At 51.2% G+C, this 15,699-nt stretch carries 17 protein-coding genes; all 17 read left to right on the plus strand.

The annotated features are described in order from the left end of the window. The first annotated feature begins 20 nt into the window (after window positions 1-20). Entirely contained in the window at window positions 21-1,220 is a 1,200-nt protein-coding gene (coaBC, locus tag RR877_RS04240; protein WP_332618679.1) for a bifunctional phosphopantothenoylcysteine decarboxylase/phosphopantothenate--cysteine ligase CoaBC, read from the plus strand. Between the two features lie 36 nt (window positions 1,221-1,256). After that, entirely contained in the window at window positions 1,257-2,420 is a 1,164-nt protein-coding gene (gene metK / locus RR877_RS04245; protein WP_332550429.1) for a methionine adenosyltransferase, read from the plus strand. Window positions 2,421-2,423: 3 nt separating this feature from the next. Continuing rightward, on the plus strand, window positions 2,424-4,379 hold the full coding sequence (locus RR877_RS04250; protein ID WP_332627740.1) for a primosomal protein N': 1,956 nt from the start codon (window positions 2,424-2,426) through the stop codon (window positions 4,377-4,379). A 25-nt stretch (window positions 4,380-4,404) separates the two neighbouring features. Beyond that, window positions 4,405-5,319, plus strand: a complete 915-nt coding sequence (gene fmt / locus RR877_RS04255; protein WP_332550431.1) for a methionyl-tRNA formyltransferase — start codon at window positions 4,405-4,407, stop codon at window positions 5,317-5,319. Beyond that, the gene (locus RR877_RS04260) at window positions 5,316-6,725 is read left to right on the plus strand and encodes a transcription antitermination factor NusB (RefSeq protein WP_332550432.1); all 1,410 of its coding nucleotides are present in this window, start codon (window positions 5,316-5,318) and stop codon (window positions 6,723-6,725) included. Before fmt ends, RR877_RS04260 begins: the two co-directional genes overlap by 4 nt. A gap of 9 nt (window positions 6,726-6,734) precedes the next feature. Continuing rightward, on the plus strand, window positions 6,735-7,400 hold the full coding sequence (gene rpe / locus RR877_RS04265) for a ribulose-phosphate 3-epimerase (RefSeq protein WP_280796241.1): 666 nt from the start codon (window positions 6,735-6,737) through the stop codon (window positions 7,398-7,400). Between the two features lie 23 nt (window positions 7,401-7,423). After that, window positions 7,424-7,687: a phosphoribosyl-ATP diphosphatase gene (locus tag RR877_RS04270; protein WP_277495029.1), complete on the plus strand. Its 264-nt coding sequence runs from the start codon at window positions 7,424-7,426 to the stop codon at window positions 7,685-7,687. Window positions 7,688-7,726: 39 nt separating this feature from the next. After that, complete coding sequence (hisG, locus tag RR877_RS04275) at window positions 7,727-8,566, plus strand: ATP phosphoribosyltransferase (RefSeq protein ID WP_280796242.1); 840 nt, start codon at window positions 7,727-7,729, stop codon at window positions 8,564-8,566. A gap of 2 nt (window positions 8,567-8,568) precedes the next feature. Then, window positions 8,569-9,330, plus strand: a complete 762-nt coding sequence (hisF, locus tag RR877_RS04280; RefSeq protein WP_280796243.1) for an imidazole glycerol phosphate synthase subunit HisF — start codon at window positions 8,569-8,571, stop codon at window positions 9,328-9,330. Next, a complete protein-coding gene (gene hisI, locus RR877_RS04285; protein ID WP_280805073.1) occupies window positions 9,331-9,702 on the plus strand; it encodes a phosphoribosyl-AMP cyclohydrolase in 372 nt (123 codons plus the stop codon). It begins immediately after the preceding gene. Then, entirely contained in the window at window positions 9,702-11,228 is a 1,527-nt protein-coding gene (locus tag RR877_RS04290; protein ID WP_332550433.1) for a chorismate-binding protein, read from the plus strand. Before hisI ends, RR877_RS04290 begins: the two co-directional genes overlap by 1 nt. Window positions 11,229-11,230: 2 nt before the next feature. Further along, complete coding sequence (locus tag RR877_RS04295) at window positions 11,231-11,869, plus strand: Trp biosynthesis-associated membrane protein (protein ID WP_280796246.1); 639 nt, start codon at window positions 11,231-11,233, stop codon at window positions 11,867-11,869. 34 nt (window positions 11,870-11,903) lie between these two features. Then, on the plus strand, window positions 11,904-12,140 hold the full coding sequence (locus tag RR877_RS04300; RefSeq protein ID WP_280796247.1) for a DUF6704 family protein: 237 nt from the start codon (window positions 11,904-11,906) through the stop codon (window positions 12,138-12,140). Beyond that, entirely contained in the window at window positions 12,141-12,911 is a 771-nt protein-coding gene (gene trpC, locus RR877_RS04305) for an indole-3-glycerol phosphate synthase TrpC (protein ID WP_277495033.1), read from the plus strand. Next, window positions 12,912-14,117 carry a tryptophan synthase subunit beta gene (gene trpB, locus RR877_RS04310; protein ID WP_110233303.1) on the plus strand — a complete coding sequence of 402 codons (1,206 nt, stop codon included), beginning with the start codon at window positions 12,912-12,914 and terminating at the stop codon, window positions 14,115-14,117. Continuing rightward, entirely contained in the window at window positions 14,114-14,881 is a 768-nt protein-coding gene (gene trpA / locus RR877_RS04315; protein ID WP_332550434.1) for a tryptophan synthase subunit alpha, read from the plus strand. Before trpB ends, trpA begins: the two co-directional genes overlap by 4 nt. Before the next feature lie 33 nt (window positions 14,882-14,914). Continuing rightward, on the plus strand, window positions 14,915-15,699 hold a 785-nt coding region (lgt, locus tag RR877_RS04320), incomplete at its 3' end, for a prolipoprotein diacylglyceryl transferase (protein WP_332627741.1).

A 15,699-nucleotide genomic window follows, 5' to 3' on the forward strand; every position in this document is an offset into this window, starting at 1 on the left:
TTACCGAATCGACACCTGAAGTGTCGCGCACACCTTTACGCATTGTCGTCGGGATAACCGGCGGCATTGCTGCGTATAAGGCAGTTTCTGTCGTTCGAGAGTTTGTCAAAGACAGTCACCATGTTGACGTCATTGCTACAGAAGCTGCGTTGCAATTTGTGGGTCGCCCCACACTCGAAGCAATCAGTCGTAACCCTGTTCATGTGGGTTTGTATGACGATGTGGCACAAGTTCGCCATGTTGCACTGGGCCAGCAAGCAGATGTCATCGTCGTCGCTCCTGCAACCGCAAACGCGCTTGCACAGTTTGCTGCAGGATTAGCTCCTGACCTTCTGGGAAACACTGTTCTCGCTCGACGTGGCCCACTCGTGGTTGCCCCTGCAATGCACACAGAGATGTGGGACAACCCCGCAACACAAGCAAACATTTCTACTTTGCGTTCCAGAGGCGTTGTCGTTGTTGGCCCTGGTGTGGGTCAACTCACTGGTTCAGATTCCGGTCCAGGCCGTATGAGTGAACCCGAAGAAATCGTCGCGGTAGCCTATGAAGCAGTTTCTTGTGAGACAAAGCATGACCTCCTCGGTAAGCGAATCTTGATTACCGGTGGTGGAACACGTGAACCTTTGGATCCTGTTCGCTTCATTGGCAATCGATCCTCGGGGAAGCAGGCAGTAGCACTCGCACAACGTGCGATGCAGCGTGGTGCTGAGGTCACTCTCATTTCAGCCCATCTCGAAGTTGAACCTCCTGCAGGAATATCACTCGTTTCTGTTTCCACTGCTGCAGAGATGCACAGTGAAGTGATGACTCTTTCACCAGATTTTGACATTGTCATCATGGCTGCGGCAGTTTCTGATTACCGCATGGATTCGGTCTCCGGTTCGAAATTGAAGAAAGCAGACAACGGGGGAGAGCTCCATCTCACTCTCGTTGAAAACCCAGACATACTCAAAGAATTGGCTTCGGCCAAAACTGCTGAACAAATTATTGTTGGTTTTGCTGCAGAAACAGCCACAGGTGAAGATTTACTCCGACTGGGTCAGGAAAAACTCGACCGAAAAGGTTGTGATTATTTGGTTCTCAATCATGTTGATTGGAACGAAGGATTCGGAACAGATCGTAATGAAGTAAAGGTTCTTTCTTCATCAGACGATAGGATTATCAAGGTTTCGGGGTCAAAATTGGCCGTGGCGGACAAGGTACTCGACACGTTCGCCTAACAACACTGTCCGAACGTATTGAGAAATTATGGGGATATGAGCGAACTTCGCCTTTTCACGTCCGAATCAGTAACTGAAGGTCATCCAGACAAAGTCTGTGACCAAATCTCAGACAGCATCCTTGATGCGCTTTTGTCACAAGACAAGCGTTCTCGTGTTGCGGTTGAGACTTTAGTTACAACTGGACTCGTCCACGTCGCTGGTGAAGTCACCACCGACGGTTATGCAGAAATTCCTGACATCGTCAGAAATGTTGTCAAAGACATTGGCTACACCTCTTCAGACATCGGTTTTGATGGTGAGAGCTGTGGTGTTTCTGTTTCTATTGGCCAGCAGTCACCTGACATTGCCAACTTGGTTTTTGGTCAAGAAGAACAGGGTGCCGGCGACCAGGGAATTATGTTTGGTTACGCAACTACTGAAACTCCTCAGTTGATGCCGTTGCCCATTTACCTCTCTCACCGTATTGCAGAGAAGCTCACTGAGGTTCGAAAGAACGGTGAACTTGGTTACCTCCGACCTGATGGAAAAACTCAAGTCACAATCGGTTACGAGGGAATTGTCCCTAAAACTGTTGAGACAGTCGTTGTCTCTACTCAACATGCTCCACAAACAGATGAATCTCTTGATTCGCTTCGTAAGGATGTACTTGAGGCTGTAATCAAGCCAGTTCTTTCTGAAGCTGGGTTTGATTCAAACGACACACGCTTCATGGTGAACCCCATGGGTAAGTTCGAAATCGGTGGACCGAAGGGTGATGCTGGTTTGACCGGCCGCAAGATCATCGTTGACACCTATGGTGGCGCCAGTCGTCACGGTGGTGGAGCATTCTCCGGAAAAGATCCCTCAAAGGTCGACCGTTCCGCAGCTTATGCAATGCGCCATGTTGCAAAGAACGCAGTTGCAGCAGGATTTGCAGAAAAACTTGAAGTCCAGATTGCGTATGCAATTGGAGTCGCTCAGCCAGTAGGTCTTTATGTAGAGACCTTTGGAACAGGCAAGGTAGATGACACGGTGATTATCAAGGCAATTCGCGACACGTTCGATCTCAGTCCAGCTGGAATCATTCGTGAACTTGATTTGCTTCGTCCTATTTATCGTCAGACTGCTGCTTACGGTCACTTTGGTCGCGAACTCCCAGATTTCACTTGGGAAAAGCTTGACAAGGTAGACGAGCTGCGTAAAAAGGCTGGCCTGTAACTATTGTCAGTTCAAGCTGAGGTAGCGAGTGTTCTTTTAGATACACCGCTACCTCAGCTTGACCACGTATTTGAATACCGCATCCCTGAGACTCTCCTTGGAGATGTCCGTGTGGGGTCAAAAGTCTCTGTTCCACTCAGAGGCGGTGCACGATTTTCTGAAGCGTATGTGACTGCCCTCAGCGAAAAACCTGAGTTCACCGGAGACCTGCAGTTCATCGAGAAAGTCATTTCTCCCGTTTCATTGTTGAAACCTGACACACTCGATCTCGCTCGAAAAATAGCGGACCGACAAGCAGGATCTGCCATTGATGTTCTCAGGTTGATCATTCCTGCTCGTTATGTCCGAGCAGAAAAGGCTTTTCTCGCAGAACCTGTGAAGCCCAAGCAATTTAGCGGCAAGATTCCCCAGAAACCCTCTGAATTCACCGCGCTCGATGTCTCTGCTGTTTCACGACTTGCCCTCAAAGTGCCACCTCGGCTTGAAGTGACATCACAGGTAACCATGTCGAATTGGGCAGAACTGTTTGTCTCTCTTGCTGTTGAACAGTTGGTCAGGGGTTCCAGCGCTGTTCTAGCTGTTCCTGACTTTAGGGAAATTGAAAAGCTTGAACAGGCACTTATTGCGGCAGGTCTAGAAGGTCATTTCATTCGGGTAGACGCAAAACTTTCAGGGCAAGAGCGATACGTCAACTACTTACGTTCTCTCACTGAAGAACCCCTCATCATTGTGGGAAACAGGTCAGCGACGCTGGCTCCTGCTCATAATGTGGGACTCGTGGTTGTCTGGGATGATGGAGACCACAACTTTGAGGAACCTCTTGCTCCTTACACACATGCGCGAGATATCGCGTTAGTACGCCAGTCCCTGTCTGGTTGTTCGTTACTTTTTGCTTCACACACTCGTTCCCTGGAAACTCAGCGCCTAGTTGAACTTGGGTTCTTTTCTGAGGTGCCAGTCAGCGAAGTTGATCAGCCTGAAATTGTCCTCACAGATGCCCACCTTGAAGAGGGAACCACACCTTCGCGAATTCCCAGTGCCGCATGGTTAGGGGCCAAGAAAGCACTGGATCGAGGTCCTGTGCTCGTTCAAGTTGCGAGCCCTGGATTCTCACCTGCACTGGTGTGTAGCGGATGCAATGAGCGAGCAACATGTTCTTCCTGCCATGGACCGCTGCACTTAGCCCACCGCAATTCCTCTCCAAGCTGTCGCTGGTGTGGCAATCTCAATGCTTCTTGGGCTTGTCAAGGCTGTGGCGGAAAGCAACTACGACCTATTGCTGCTGGTACAGAGCGCACCTCAGATGAAATTGGCCGTGCATTTCCTGGAGTGAAGGTCATTGTTGCGGATGGTCAGCACATCATCACCTATGTTCCGGCTGCCCCCGCAATCGTTGTTGCGACTCCTGGTGCAGAACCGGTTGCTGAGGGTGGTTATGCTGCCATCTTGCTCTTAGACGGAGAACGTCTCAGGGGAAGAGAAGCCTTCCGAGTTGACGAAGATGTACTTCGTAATTGGAGTAACACCATTGCCCTGGCCAAGCCAGATGCCACAGTATTTATCAATGGAGCTGGATTAGCTCTTGGTCAGACTCTGGTTGAATCTGCTCAGGTTCGATGGGCAGCGCACGAGTTAGCCGATCGAATGCAGCTACATCTCCCCCCTGCTGTGCGCGTGGTTTCGATTTCTGGATCTGCAGAGATGGTTCGGACAACCTGTGATGAACTCCCTCCGCTTGCAGGTCATCGTGTTCTTGGTCCAGTTGGCCAAGCAGATGGTTCATCGCGCGCGCTCGTCTTTTTTGAATATAAAGACGGCGAAAAGTTAGCTACACATCTTCGTGCAGCGGTAGTGACATCCGCTACTCGCTCGAAGAAGCCGCCTGCCTCATCTGAGCGCGCTGCGCGAGTCCTTAGACTGAGAGTGCGTTTCGACGACCCTGATATCGACTCGCTCTAATGTTTTCTCGTGTGAGGTGAGTGTTGTGAAGCTTATTTTCGCAGGCACTCCAGAGGCCGCTGTTCCCACCCTCGAAGCCCTCATCAGCAGTGACTTCGAGGTTGTTGCCGTGTTGACGCGTCCAGATGCACCTCAAGGTCGCAAACGAATTCTTACTCCGTCACCGGTTGCGCAGGTCGCCATTGCCCAGGGCATTCCAGTTATCTACGCCAATCGCATTGATGATGCAGTTCAGAAAGCAATTGATGAATCTGCAGCTGACTTAGGGGTTGTGGTTGCATATGGTGCTCTACTTCCTCAGCACACTCTTGATTCTGTGAAACATGGCTGGATCAATCTTCACTTCTCATCATTGCCACAGTGGCGTGGTGCAGCACCGGTTCAGTGGCAAGTTATCTCGGGAGCGACACAAGCTGGTTCTTCTGTCTTTCAACTAGTTCAAGAACTAGACGCCGGTGACGTGTATGACTCGCGTGAGTGGCCCATTCTTCCGGACGAAACTGCGGGAGAGTTGTTGACCAGACTCTCGGTTCTCGGTGCACAGCAAGTCTTGGATGTCGTGACCTCTCTTGATTCCGGGACTGCGAATTCAATTCCTCAGCAGGGAGAATCAACCTACGCACGAAAACTTTCTCTAGAAGATGGTCACCTCAACCTCTCTCTGGATTCAGAAGCTGTCTATAACCAATTCAGAGGTGTTACTCCAGAACCTGGTGCTTTCGTCTTTTTAGGTGACGAACGTCTCAAGATTATTGAGGCCCGTTCAGGAGCGGATGAAGAGGTAGTTCCTTCTGCAATCACCTCAGTGTCTAAAAAGCTTTATCTGGGTTGCGCTCCTGGTTCTATCGAACTGCTCAGCGTTCAACCCGCAGGTAAACAAGCAATGTCTGCCATGGACTGGTTCCGAGGCCTCCGACAGGAAGTAGTACACGTTTCGTGAGCAACGACAAAAGACCGCACACAAAAGGACCACGACGTTCGAGGCCAGTTACTCCATCACGTTTGGTTGCTTTTGAAGTACTCATGGCCGTAGATGTTGATGACGCCTATGCGAACCTTGCCTTGCCCGCAAAGATCAAAGAGTTTGGACTCAGCTCAAATGATGCTGGCCTAGCCACAGAACTCACTTATGGCACATTGCGGATGCAAGGGTTTTATGACCGTGTCATTGCAAATGCCGCAGCACGCGATATCGACACTATTGATTTAGTTGTCTTGAACATTCTTCGCATGGGAGTTCATCAACTTCTGAATATGCGAGTGGCACAGCACGCAGCCGTTGATGAAAGTGTGAACCTTGCCGAACACATGGCTTCACTCGGTGCGGTTGGTTTCGTCAACGCTGTCCTTCGCCGCACAAGTCGTCACGACCTAGAAGACTGGCAAGAGTTCATCACTAAAGACATCTCGAATGCAGATGAGCGACTCGCTGCTCTGTATTCGCATCCTGTGTGGATCGTTCGTGCCCTCAAGCAAAGCTTGGAAGCAGAGGGTAGAGGTGAAGAGCTCGAGAATCTTCTGGCAAGTGACAACCTCAATCCTCGAGTGACTCTAGTTGAGCTTCCAGGTTTCGTTGATGCCAACGACGAAGTCGAAGGTGAACCCACCAACTACTCACCGCTAGGGATGTCGTTGAATACCGGTGGTGACCCAACGCGTTTTGCTCGCGTGCGTGAAGGTGTCGTTCGTGTTCAAGATGAAGGTTCTCAACTTGCTGCACTCGTGCTCTCTCGTCACCACGAAATTACACCCGGTGAGAAGTGGCTCGATATGTGTGCTGGTCCAGGTGGCAAAGCCGCGCTCCTGGCTGCAGAGGCAACACTAGGTGGAGCTGAATTAACTGCTAATGAAGTTATTCCAGGTCGTGCAGACCTGGTTCGTAAAGCCTTAGCCATACTTCCGGACGTCGACGTTGTGACCGGAGATGGTGTTGATATTGGACTGGACCAGCCCAATACCTATGACCGTATTCTTCTCGATGCTCCCTGTACTGGACTAGGTGCTCTACGTCGACGCCCCGAAGCCAGATGGCGGAAATCTCCTAAGGATGTTGGTGATCTCACTGCACTGCAGGCTCAACTTCTCACAAGCGCCCTTCACGCACTGAAACCCGGGGGAGTCCTTGCCTATGTCACGTGTTCTCCGCACCTGGCCGAGACTCGAGCAATAGTCGAAGGTGCACTTCGAAAGAATCAGAATGTTTCTGAACTTGATGCAAGTGCTGTGTTGTCTGACGTAGCAATGGAAACCATTGATATTGCCGGAGATTCACTCTCTGTTCAGCTGTGGCCACATCGACATGGCACAGATGCCATGTTCATCTCACTTCTGACTAAGTCGGAATAGGCTGAGAACATGGCTATTCGGATCAATCCCAGCATTCTTTCTGCTGACTTCGTCAACATGGAACGAGACTTGGGCGCCATAGCAACTGCAGATCTTGCACACGTCGACGTGATGGACAATCACTTTGTCCCAAATCTGACTTTTGGCCCTCAGATGGTTGGTCGCATTCAGGATGTGTCGCCAATTCCTCTAGATGTTCACCTCATGATTGACAACCCGGAACGCTGGGCGCCCGGATATGCAGAACTTGGTGCGTATTCGGTGACCTTCCATGCCGAGTCCACAGACAACCCTGTTGCTGTAGCGCGCCGTTTGCGTGAAATCGGTGCTCGAGCCGGTTTAGCAGTGAAACCCGGGACAGATATTGAGACTTATCTAGAACTGATGCCCGAATTTGATCAAATTCTCGTGATGACGGTTGAACCTGGTTTTGGTGGACAATCATTTATTCCTGATGTCATGCCTAAGCTCGCCCTGCTCGATCAAGCACGAAAGAAATCAGGTTTGGACGTCTGGCTTCAGGTAGACGGTGGCATCACCCTGGACACCATCGTGATTGCCGCAGAAGCCGGTGCAGACACTTTTGTGGCTGGTTCCAGTGTCTATAACTCCGGAAATCCGGAGCAGGCCATCGCGGGTCTGCGCGCTGCAGCTCACACTGCGCACAAGCACTAGTTCAAGCAGGGTAGCCTTAAGGGGTGAAATCCTTTGATTCCCTCTTCTCCGAGCTCACCGCCAAGGCAGTAGAGCGCCCAGAAGGTTCGCGCACTATCGCTGAACTAGATGCAGGCGTTCACGCTATTGGTAAGAAAATCGTCGAAGAAGCAGCAGAAGTCTGGATGGCTGCTGAATACGAATCACAAGAGGCAACTGCCGAAGAAATTTCTCAGCTTCTCTACCATGTGCAGGTTTTGATGATTGCCAAGGGTATCTCGCTCGACGAGGTTAACCATCATCTCTAAACGCTGAGTTTCTTTTCCACTTCACAAAGGTTTATTCACATGTTGCGCGTAGCTATTCCAAACAAAGGTTCTCTTGCTGAGATATCAGCAGAAATGCTTTATGAAGCCGGTTACACCGGTCGTAAAGATCCCCGAGACCTCCACTATTCCGATACCCGTAACGGTGTTGAGTTCTTCTATCTCCGTCCACGAGATATTGCAACGTATGTTGGCTCGGGCGCTCTTGACGTCGGTATTACTGGACGTGATCTCCTGCTTGATTCTCACTCAGAAGCCAAAGAAATTGCCGAACTTTCGTTCGGAGATTCCACCTTCCGATTTGCAGGTCCCGCGGGAACCTTTGCCGATCTCTCGGACCTCGCGGGTAAGCGAGTAGCTACCAGCTACCCAGGCCTCGTCGGCACGTTCCTGGCGCAAGCAGGTGTGCAGTCTCACTTGGTCAAGTTGGACGGTGCTGTTGAATCGGCCGTTCGTTTGGGTGTAGCCGACGCTGTTGCCGATGTTGTTTCTACTGGTTCAACGTTGCGTAAGGCTGGTCTGGATATTTTCGGCCCCGTCATCCTCGAGTCCACAGCAGTGTTGATTAGTCGCGATGCCTCCATCGAGGGAATCAGCACCCTGATGCGTCGTCTGCAGGGTGTTCTTGTGGCAAAACAGTATGTCCTAATGGATTACGACGTTCCCAAGAAGTTCTTAGATGCTGCTTGCGCGATTGCACCTGGCATTGAGTCTCCAACTGTGAGCCCACTACACGACCCAGAATGGGTTGCCGTGCGAGTTATGGTTCCACGTGCGGATCGTAATGATGTCATGGACAAGCTCTACGACCTTGGTGCCCGCGCCATCTTGGTCTCAGCAATCCACGCTGCTCGCCTGTAACCATGTCTGTAGCTGTTCGCATCATTCCCTGCCTCGACGTAGCTGATGGTCGAGTAGTCAAGGGGGTCAACTTCCTGAATCTGAAAGATCAGGGAGACCCTGTCGAGCTTGCTCGTTACTACTACGAGCAAGGTGCAGACGAAATTACGTTTCTCGACGTCAAAGCCACGGTAGAAAACCGTTCCACCATGTTTGATGTCGTTGCCCGCACGGCAGATGCGGTTTTTATTCCATTGACAGTCGGTGGCGGTGTTCGCACCGTTGAGGATGTTGCCCAGTTACTCGCCCACGGTGCAGACAAGGTCGGCGTCAACAGCGCAGCTATTCAACGACCTGAATTGTTAGACGACATCTCCAGTAGTTATGGTGCACAAGTACTTGTGCTTTCCTTGGACATCACTCGGTCAGCGTCGACGCCATCTGGTTTCGTTGTGACGACTCATGGTGGTCGTGAACTCACTGACATTGACGCGCTTGAATGGGCTCGCGAAGCCATTACTCGTGGCGCTGGTGAGCTTCTGGTGAATTCAATTGATGCAGACGGAACAAAGGATGGTTTCGACCTCGAATTGATCTCTGCAATTCGAGAGATCAGTTCTGTTCCCGTTATTGCCAGCGGTGGTGCAGGTTCTGCAGCAGATTTCCCACCTGCAATCCAAGCGGGAGCTGACGCTGCCCTTGCTGCCAGTATTTTCCACTCCAAAGCTGTCACTATTGGAGAAGTAAAGTCAGTTTTGAAAAATGATGGGTTTGAGGTGCGATAAATGTCAGCTTTCGATCCATCCAGCTTGAAGTATGACTCGCAAGGTTTGATCCCCGCAATCATTCAAGATGTTGCCAACAACGATGTTCTGATGCTTGGCTACATGAACGCGGAGGCTGTACGTAGAACACTCTTAGAGGGGCGTGTCACCTTCTGGTCTCGATCCCGCCAGGAATATTGGCGCAAAGGTGACACCAGCGGTCACGCTCAATTTGTTCGCTCGGTGCACCACGACTGTGATGCAGATACTTTGCTCATCGGCGTTGAACAAATAGGTGCAGCATGCCACACCGGTTCACGCACCTGTTTTGAAGACTATGACGTTGCAGCTGTCGTCGATGTTGACTCTTCTGTGATTGGACAGGGGGAGTAGTGGCTACGCACGACACCAACCTGCAGTCATTCAGCTCATTGCTTGCTGAGGGTCACAAAGTAATTCCTGTCACCCGCTCACTTTTTGCAGATGCAGAAACACCCATCAGTATCTATCGCAAGCTTGCGTCAGGAGTACCTGGTTCATTCCTACTCGAATCTGCTGAACAGGGCGGTATTTGGTCCAGGTTCTCCTTCGTCGGTGTATCAAGCTATGGCGTCATTACCGATCATGACGGTACTCCTCAGTGGCAAGATTTTGGACTTTCTTCACAGGGTGCTTTCGGTGGTGAGATTCCTGCGACAGGTCTGAGTGCACTGGATGCTCTTTACCGTCGTTGGAAGACCCCTCACATTGAGGGGATGCCTCCACTGACGGGTGCACTCGTCGGTTTTATTGGATGGGAAGCTATCCGAGAGTTAGAGAATCTCCCAAGTGCACCTCCTGCTGATTTCTCTATTCCCCGACAGGGTCTGAGTTTTTCTCGCGAGGTCATTGTTCTCGATCACAAATTTGGGACAGTCACACTGATCTCCAACGTTCTCGTTCTGGGGGATTCACCTTCGGCTGAAGAACTTCTCACCAGTGCACAAGCGCGTTTGGATGATCTGCAACTCCGACTCTCCGTACCTGGACCCGTCGGCTTGGCTCACATTGACCTGGATACGGTCGCCGAACCTCGTCTGCGCACACCCAAACAGGATTTCCTTGATTCAGTTGTGTCCTCAAAGAAGCACATTGTTGATGGTGATGTATTCCAGGTTGTGATCTCACAACGCTTTGATGCTGACAATTCAGCTTCTCCTGAAGATGTGTATCGAGTTCTCCGGAGCTTGAACCCCAGCCCATACATGTATTTGTTGGCTCTGGAAACGGTTGACGGCACTCCCTACTCGATAGTGGGCTCGAGCCCAGAAGCACTCGTCAAGGTGTCCTCTGGTCGAGTCTTTACTCACCCCATTGCAGGATCAAGACCACGTGGCGCAAATCCTGAAGAGGATCTTGAATTAGAAACTGACCTGCTGGCCGATGACAAGGAACGTTCTGAGCACTTGATGCTCGTAGATCTTGCTCGCAATGATCTTTTGCGGGTTTGTGACGCCGGTTCGGTTGAAGTTACTGAGTTCATGCGTGTGGAACGTTTCTCTCACATCATGCATATCGTCAGTTCAGTTGAAGGTGACCTTGCTTCAGGTAAGGGTCCCGTTGACGTATTTCGTGCAACATTCCCTGCAGGTACGCTGAGCGGTGCTCCCAAGCCCCGAGCTCTCGAAATCATTGACGACCTCGAACCGGCCCAACGCGGCGTCTATGGGGGAGTAGTTGGATACTTTGATTTCGCGGGAGATGCAGATTTGGCCATCGCTATTCGCACGGTTGTGCTCAAAGATGACAAGGCATATGTTCAAGCTGGAGCGGGACTTGTCATGGATTCAGTTCCTGAAACTGAATATCTCGAAACTCAAAACAAAGCTGCTGCTCCGTTGCGTGCTGTAGCCATCGCTAACGCACTGAAGAAGGTGTAACTATGAACTACCGCAAGTTCAAGTCATACTCTCTGTTTGCGGCATTCGTCCTGTCAGCCGTCATTCTTATTGGCTGGTCGCAAACGTGGTTTTTTCTCGAGGTTACCTTTCCCACAGAAAACTCTGAGGGACTGGCTGTTTCCGGTCAGATAGCGGCTCCAGGTTTGAGTGCTTTCGGACTTGCAGGATTTGCTATTACCGCAGCACTTGCACTTTCCTCAATCGTCATACGTCGCATACTGGGAGTTTTGCTCTTAGGGCTTGGCGTCGCCGTTGTGTTGATGAGCATTTCTGCCTGGTCGGACCCAGTTCTTGCTGCAGCGTCTCAGTTGACTGCGTTGAGTGCCATTAGTGACATTGAGACGATACGTACTTTTGTGATTTCTTCCTCGGCAACGGTCTGGCCAGGAATTACTGCTGTTGCAGGAATCCTTCTCGTTCCTGCGGGAATCATCATTGTGTTCACCGCAGGTAAGTGGGGTACCGGTAGTCGAAAGTTCGACAGAGTTGGCCCAAGCGGCTCAGATTCGGGGCAAGCCAAGCCTCCACAGAGAGCTCCTGATGAAAACAAAGATGTTTCTTCGGTAAATATTGACGCCTGGGACTCGTTGAGCCACGGAACCGACCCAACTATCAACTAGAATTTCAACAGAAGTTTTCGCACTGAGGAGTGACATGAGCAACGACATCGTTGATCCAGGAGAGGGCCACTCGCCCGCAGCATGGACTGCCGTTATTACCATGTTGGTATTTTTTGCCATTGGTACAACCGCATTCGTTCTTGCAATTGAATGGCTTGTCTGGGCTTCAGCCGTCGGTATTTTTGTCGGATGGGGACTTGGTTTTCTTTTGGCAAAGCTTGGTTATGGTGTGAACGGTCCTAAGTTCACCCCCAAGCCTCACCACTACTAAATGCTGTCCGACCTGACAGCTGGCGCTCTGGCGGATGCAGCTGCACGTCGTGAGTTTGTTTCCTTTGCAGAAGTAGAGGCAGCAGCACTAGCTCAGAGTCCTGCTCTGAATGCACTTGAATTTCTCGCACCAGCTGATCACATCAAGGTCATTGCTGAGGTGAAGCGTGCGAGTCCTTCACGTGGTGATCTTGCAGCAATCGCAGATCCTGCAGCTCTTGCGCGTACATATGCAGCTAATGGAGCTTCTACAATCAGTGTCCTCACCGAAGGACGCAAATTCAAGGGAACCCTCGAGGATTTGCGTGCTGTACGCGCTGAGGTTTCTGTTCCTGTCCTGCGTAAAGACTTCATTGCAGAGAAGTATCAAATTCTTGAAGCTCGTGCAGCAGGAGCGGATCTTGTTCTTTTGATTGTTGCGGCTTTAGAGCAAGAACTTCTTGCTGAGCTCAACGAGTTTGCCCTGTCATTAGGGCTGACCGTTCTTGTTGAAACGCACTCACGTGAAGAGCTTCATCGTGCTCTCGATATTGATGCGAAGTTGATTGGTGTCAACGCGCGAAACTTAAGCACCTTTGAGTTAGATCGAGAACTCTTTGCTTCACTTGTTGGCGAGATTCCTGCTGACGTCATCAAAGTGGCAGAATCAGCGGTACGAGACGCAACAGATGTTCAGCACTATCGAGACGCAGGTGCTGACGTTGTACTCGTAGGTGAAGCACTCGTCACCTCAGATCCTGCAGCGACCCTCCAATCCTTCCTGGCGGTATAAATGGCTCTTCGCGATGAACTTGGTCCCTACTTCGGTGAATACGGTGGTCGCTTTGTTCCTGAATCACTCATCGCTGCCCTGGATGAACTCTCTGCTGCCTATGAACTCGCCAAGCTCGACCCTGGTTTTCAGCAGGAATTAGCTGATCTTCACCGCACCTACACCGGTCGACCATCCATCATTACTGAGGTTCCGCGTTTTGCGGAGCACGCCGGAGGAGCTCGAATCTTCCTCAAGCGTGAAGATCTCAACCACACCGGTAGTCACAAGATCAACAATGTGCTGGGACAGGCTCTCCTTGCTAAGCGTCTGGGCAAGACACGCATCATCGCTGAGACAGGTGCTGGTCAGCACGGTGTTGCCAGCGCCACTGCAGCTGCACTTTTTGGTCTCGAGTGTGTTGTCTACATGGGTGAGGTTGACACTGAACGTCAGGCACTCAATGTCGCTCGCATGCGTCTACTCGGCGCCACAGTCATTCCGGTTACCACCGGTTCTCGCACTCTCAAAGACGCCATCAACGAGGCACTTCGTGACTGGGTCGCCAACGTGGACACAACTCACTACCTGCTGGGTACTGTTGCTGGGCCTCACCCGTTCCCGGTCATGGTCCGTGATTTTCACAAGATCATTGGTGAAGAAGCACGAGAACAAATGTTGGAAATCACCGGGCAACTGCCTACTGCAGTTGCTGCATGTGTCGGTGGAGGTTCAAACGCCATCGGTATTTTCCATGCATTCCTTGATGATCCTTCGGTTGGTCTTTACGGTTTTGAGGCAGCTGGTCGCGGTGTTGACACACCTGAACACGCAGCAACCATCACAAAGGGGCGTCCAGGTGTCCTTCACGGAGCTCGTTCATACATGCTCCAAGATGAAGACGGACAAACCATTGAGTCTCACTCCATCTCTGCCGGTCTGGATTACCCCGGTGTTGGGCCTGAACACTCCTGGCTCAACGACATTGGTCGTGCTCACTATCGCCCCATTACTGATGCTGAGGCCATGGATGCCCTCCGACTCTTAGCCCGTACTGAAGGCATCATTCCCGCTATTGAGACCGCTCACGGTCTTGCCGGTGCGCTGCAATTAGGGAAAGAGCTTGGTCCTGACGCGATTATTTTGGTGAATAACTCTGGTCGTGGTGACAAAGACATGGAAACTGCTGCCAAGTACTTCGGCATTCTCGATGGGGGAGCAGCATGAGTTCTCAGGTTGAAGCAGCCATCTCTGCTAAAGGCAAGGTGCTGATTGGCTATCTTCCTGTTGGGTTTCCCACTCTCGAAGACAGTATTGAAGCCGCAGTAGCACTCGTTGAAAGTGGCGTGGACATCCTCGAGTTGGGTGTTCCATATTCGGATCCCGTTATGGATGGTTTGGTCATTCAGGAAGCAACTCAGGTTGCTTTGGCAAATGGTTTCAAATTGCCCCAGGCCATCGAAGCAGTGAAGCAGATCACCGCTCGCGTCGATATTCCTGTGCTCTTGATGACGTATTTCAACCCCGTTATTCAATATGGCGTGGACAAGTTTGCGTCAGATCTTGCTGCAGCTGGTGGTGCGGGTCTCATTACTCCCGACCTCATTCCAGATGAAGCAGGAGAGTGGCTAGCTGCTGCTGAAAAATACGACCTTGACCGCGTATTCCTAGCCGCTCCCTCCTCTACGGATGAACGTCTTGCTCAGGCAGTAGATAATAGCCGCGGCTTTGTGTATGCCGTCTCCACGATGGGCATCACCGGTGCACGACAGGATGTGGATGTTGCTGCGAAATCTCTCGTTGCACGTCTGCGCTCAGTAGGAGCTACCCACGTGGGTGTCGGCGTGGGCATTTCGAACGGTACTCAAGTGCGCGAAGTTCTTGCCTACGGCGATGGTGCAATCGTCGGTTCAGCTCTCGTCAAGTCACTGAACGATGGCGGTATTGACTCTCTTCGTTCCGTTGCAGAAGAACTCGCCCAGGGGAAGTAACTTTCTGCTCTCTTTCCAACCTAAGCTGACACTATGCATCTGATTACGAGTATTCCCAGCCCATCGATTCAATATTTTGATCTAGGACCACTGCGCATCCACATCTATGCGTTGTGCATTCTTCTTGGAATTGCGCTTGCAACCTGGATTACTGATGCTCGACTGAGCAAACGGGGCGCAGAACGAGGTGTTGTCCTCGACATCATTTTGTGGGCTGTTCCACTGGGGATTATTGGTGCTCGTTTCTACCACGTCTTCACCCACCCAGCCGACTACTTCTATGAAGGTGCGGACTTGATGAAGGTCTTCTACATCTGGGAGGGCGGCAACGCAATCTTTGGTTCCCTCCTTGGCGGAGCCGTTGGTGCGTGGATTGGCTGTAAGCAAACGGGGATTCGTTTCTGGTCATTCGCTGACGCTCTGGCACCTGCCATGTTGATTGCACAAGCAACAGGTCGCCTAGGTAACTATTTCAACCACGAACTCTTCGGTCAGCCCACCACGTTGCCCTGGGGCTTAGAAATTGAGTCTACAAACCCTGCATTCCCTGCCGGATTGCCAGAAGGAACCCTGTTCCACCCCATGTTCCTCTATGAAATTCTTTGGAATCTGTTGGGTGCGTTTGTCATTATTGTGCTTGAACGCAAGCTCTACCTGCGCTGGGGTAAGGCCTTTGGTGTCTATCTGATTTGGTACGGAATTGGACGCTCAGTTTTCGAGACGTACCGTCTCGACTCGAGTGAAACCTTCTTATCTATCCGCACTAATGTGTGGGCAGCACTGCTGGCCATTGTTGTTGGTGTATTGATTATCCTCAT

Origin of the sequence: Aurantimicrobium sp., from assembly GCF_036667855.1 — a bacterium.
Lineage (GTDB): Bacteria > Actinomycetota > Actinomycetes > Actinomycetales > Microbacteriaceae > Aurantimicrobium.

Coding starts and splice junctions, on each gene's coding strand:
- trpB (WP_110233303.1), top strand. CDS start 12,912: ATGGCTCTTCGCGATGAACTTGGTCCCTACTTCGGTGAATACGGTGGT.
- hisF (WP_280796243.1), top strand. CDS start 8,569: ATGTCTGTAGCTGTTCGCATCATTCCCTGCCTCGACGTAGCTGATGGT.
- trpA (WP_332550434.1), top strand. CDS start 14,114: ATGAGTTCTCAGGTTGAAGCAGCCATCTCTGCTAAAGGCAAGGTGCTG.
- RR877_RS04295 (WP_280796246.1), top strand. CDS start 11,231: ATGAACTACCGCAAGTTCAAGTCATACTCTCTGTTTGCGGCATTCGTC.
- trpC (WP_277495033.1), top strand. CDS start 12,141: ATGCTGTCCGACCTGACAGCTGGCGCTCTGGCGGATGCAGCTGCACGT.
- RR877_RS04300 (WP_280796247.1), top strand. CDS start 11,904: ATGAGCAACGACATCGTTGATCCAGGAGAGGGCCACTCGCCCGCAGCA.
- hisI (WP_280805073.1), top strand. CDS start 9,331: ATGTCAGCTTTCGATCCATCCAGCTTGAAGTATGACTCGCAAGGTTTG.
- hisG (WP_280796242.1), top strand. CDS start 7,727: ATGTTGCGCGTAGCTATTCCAAACAAAGGTTCTCTTGCTGAGATATCA.
- metK (WP_332550429.1), top strand. CDS start 1,257: ATGAGCGAACTTCGCCTTTTCACGTCCGAATCAGTAACTGAAGGTCAT.
- rpe (WP_280796241.1), top strand. CDS start 6,735: ATGGCTATTCGGATCAATCCCAGCATTCTTTCTGCTGACTTCGTCAAC.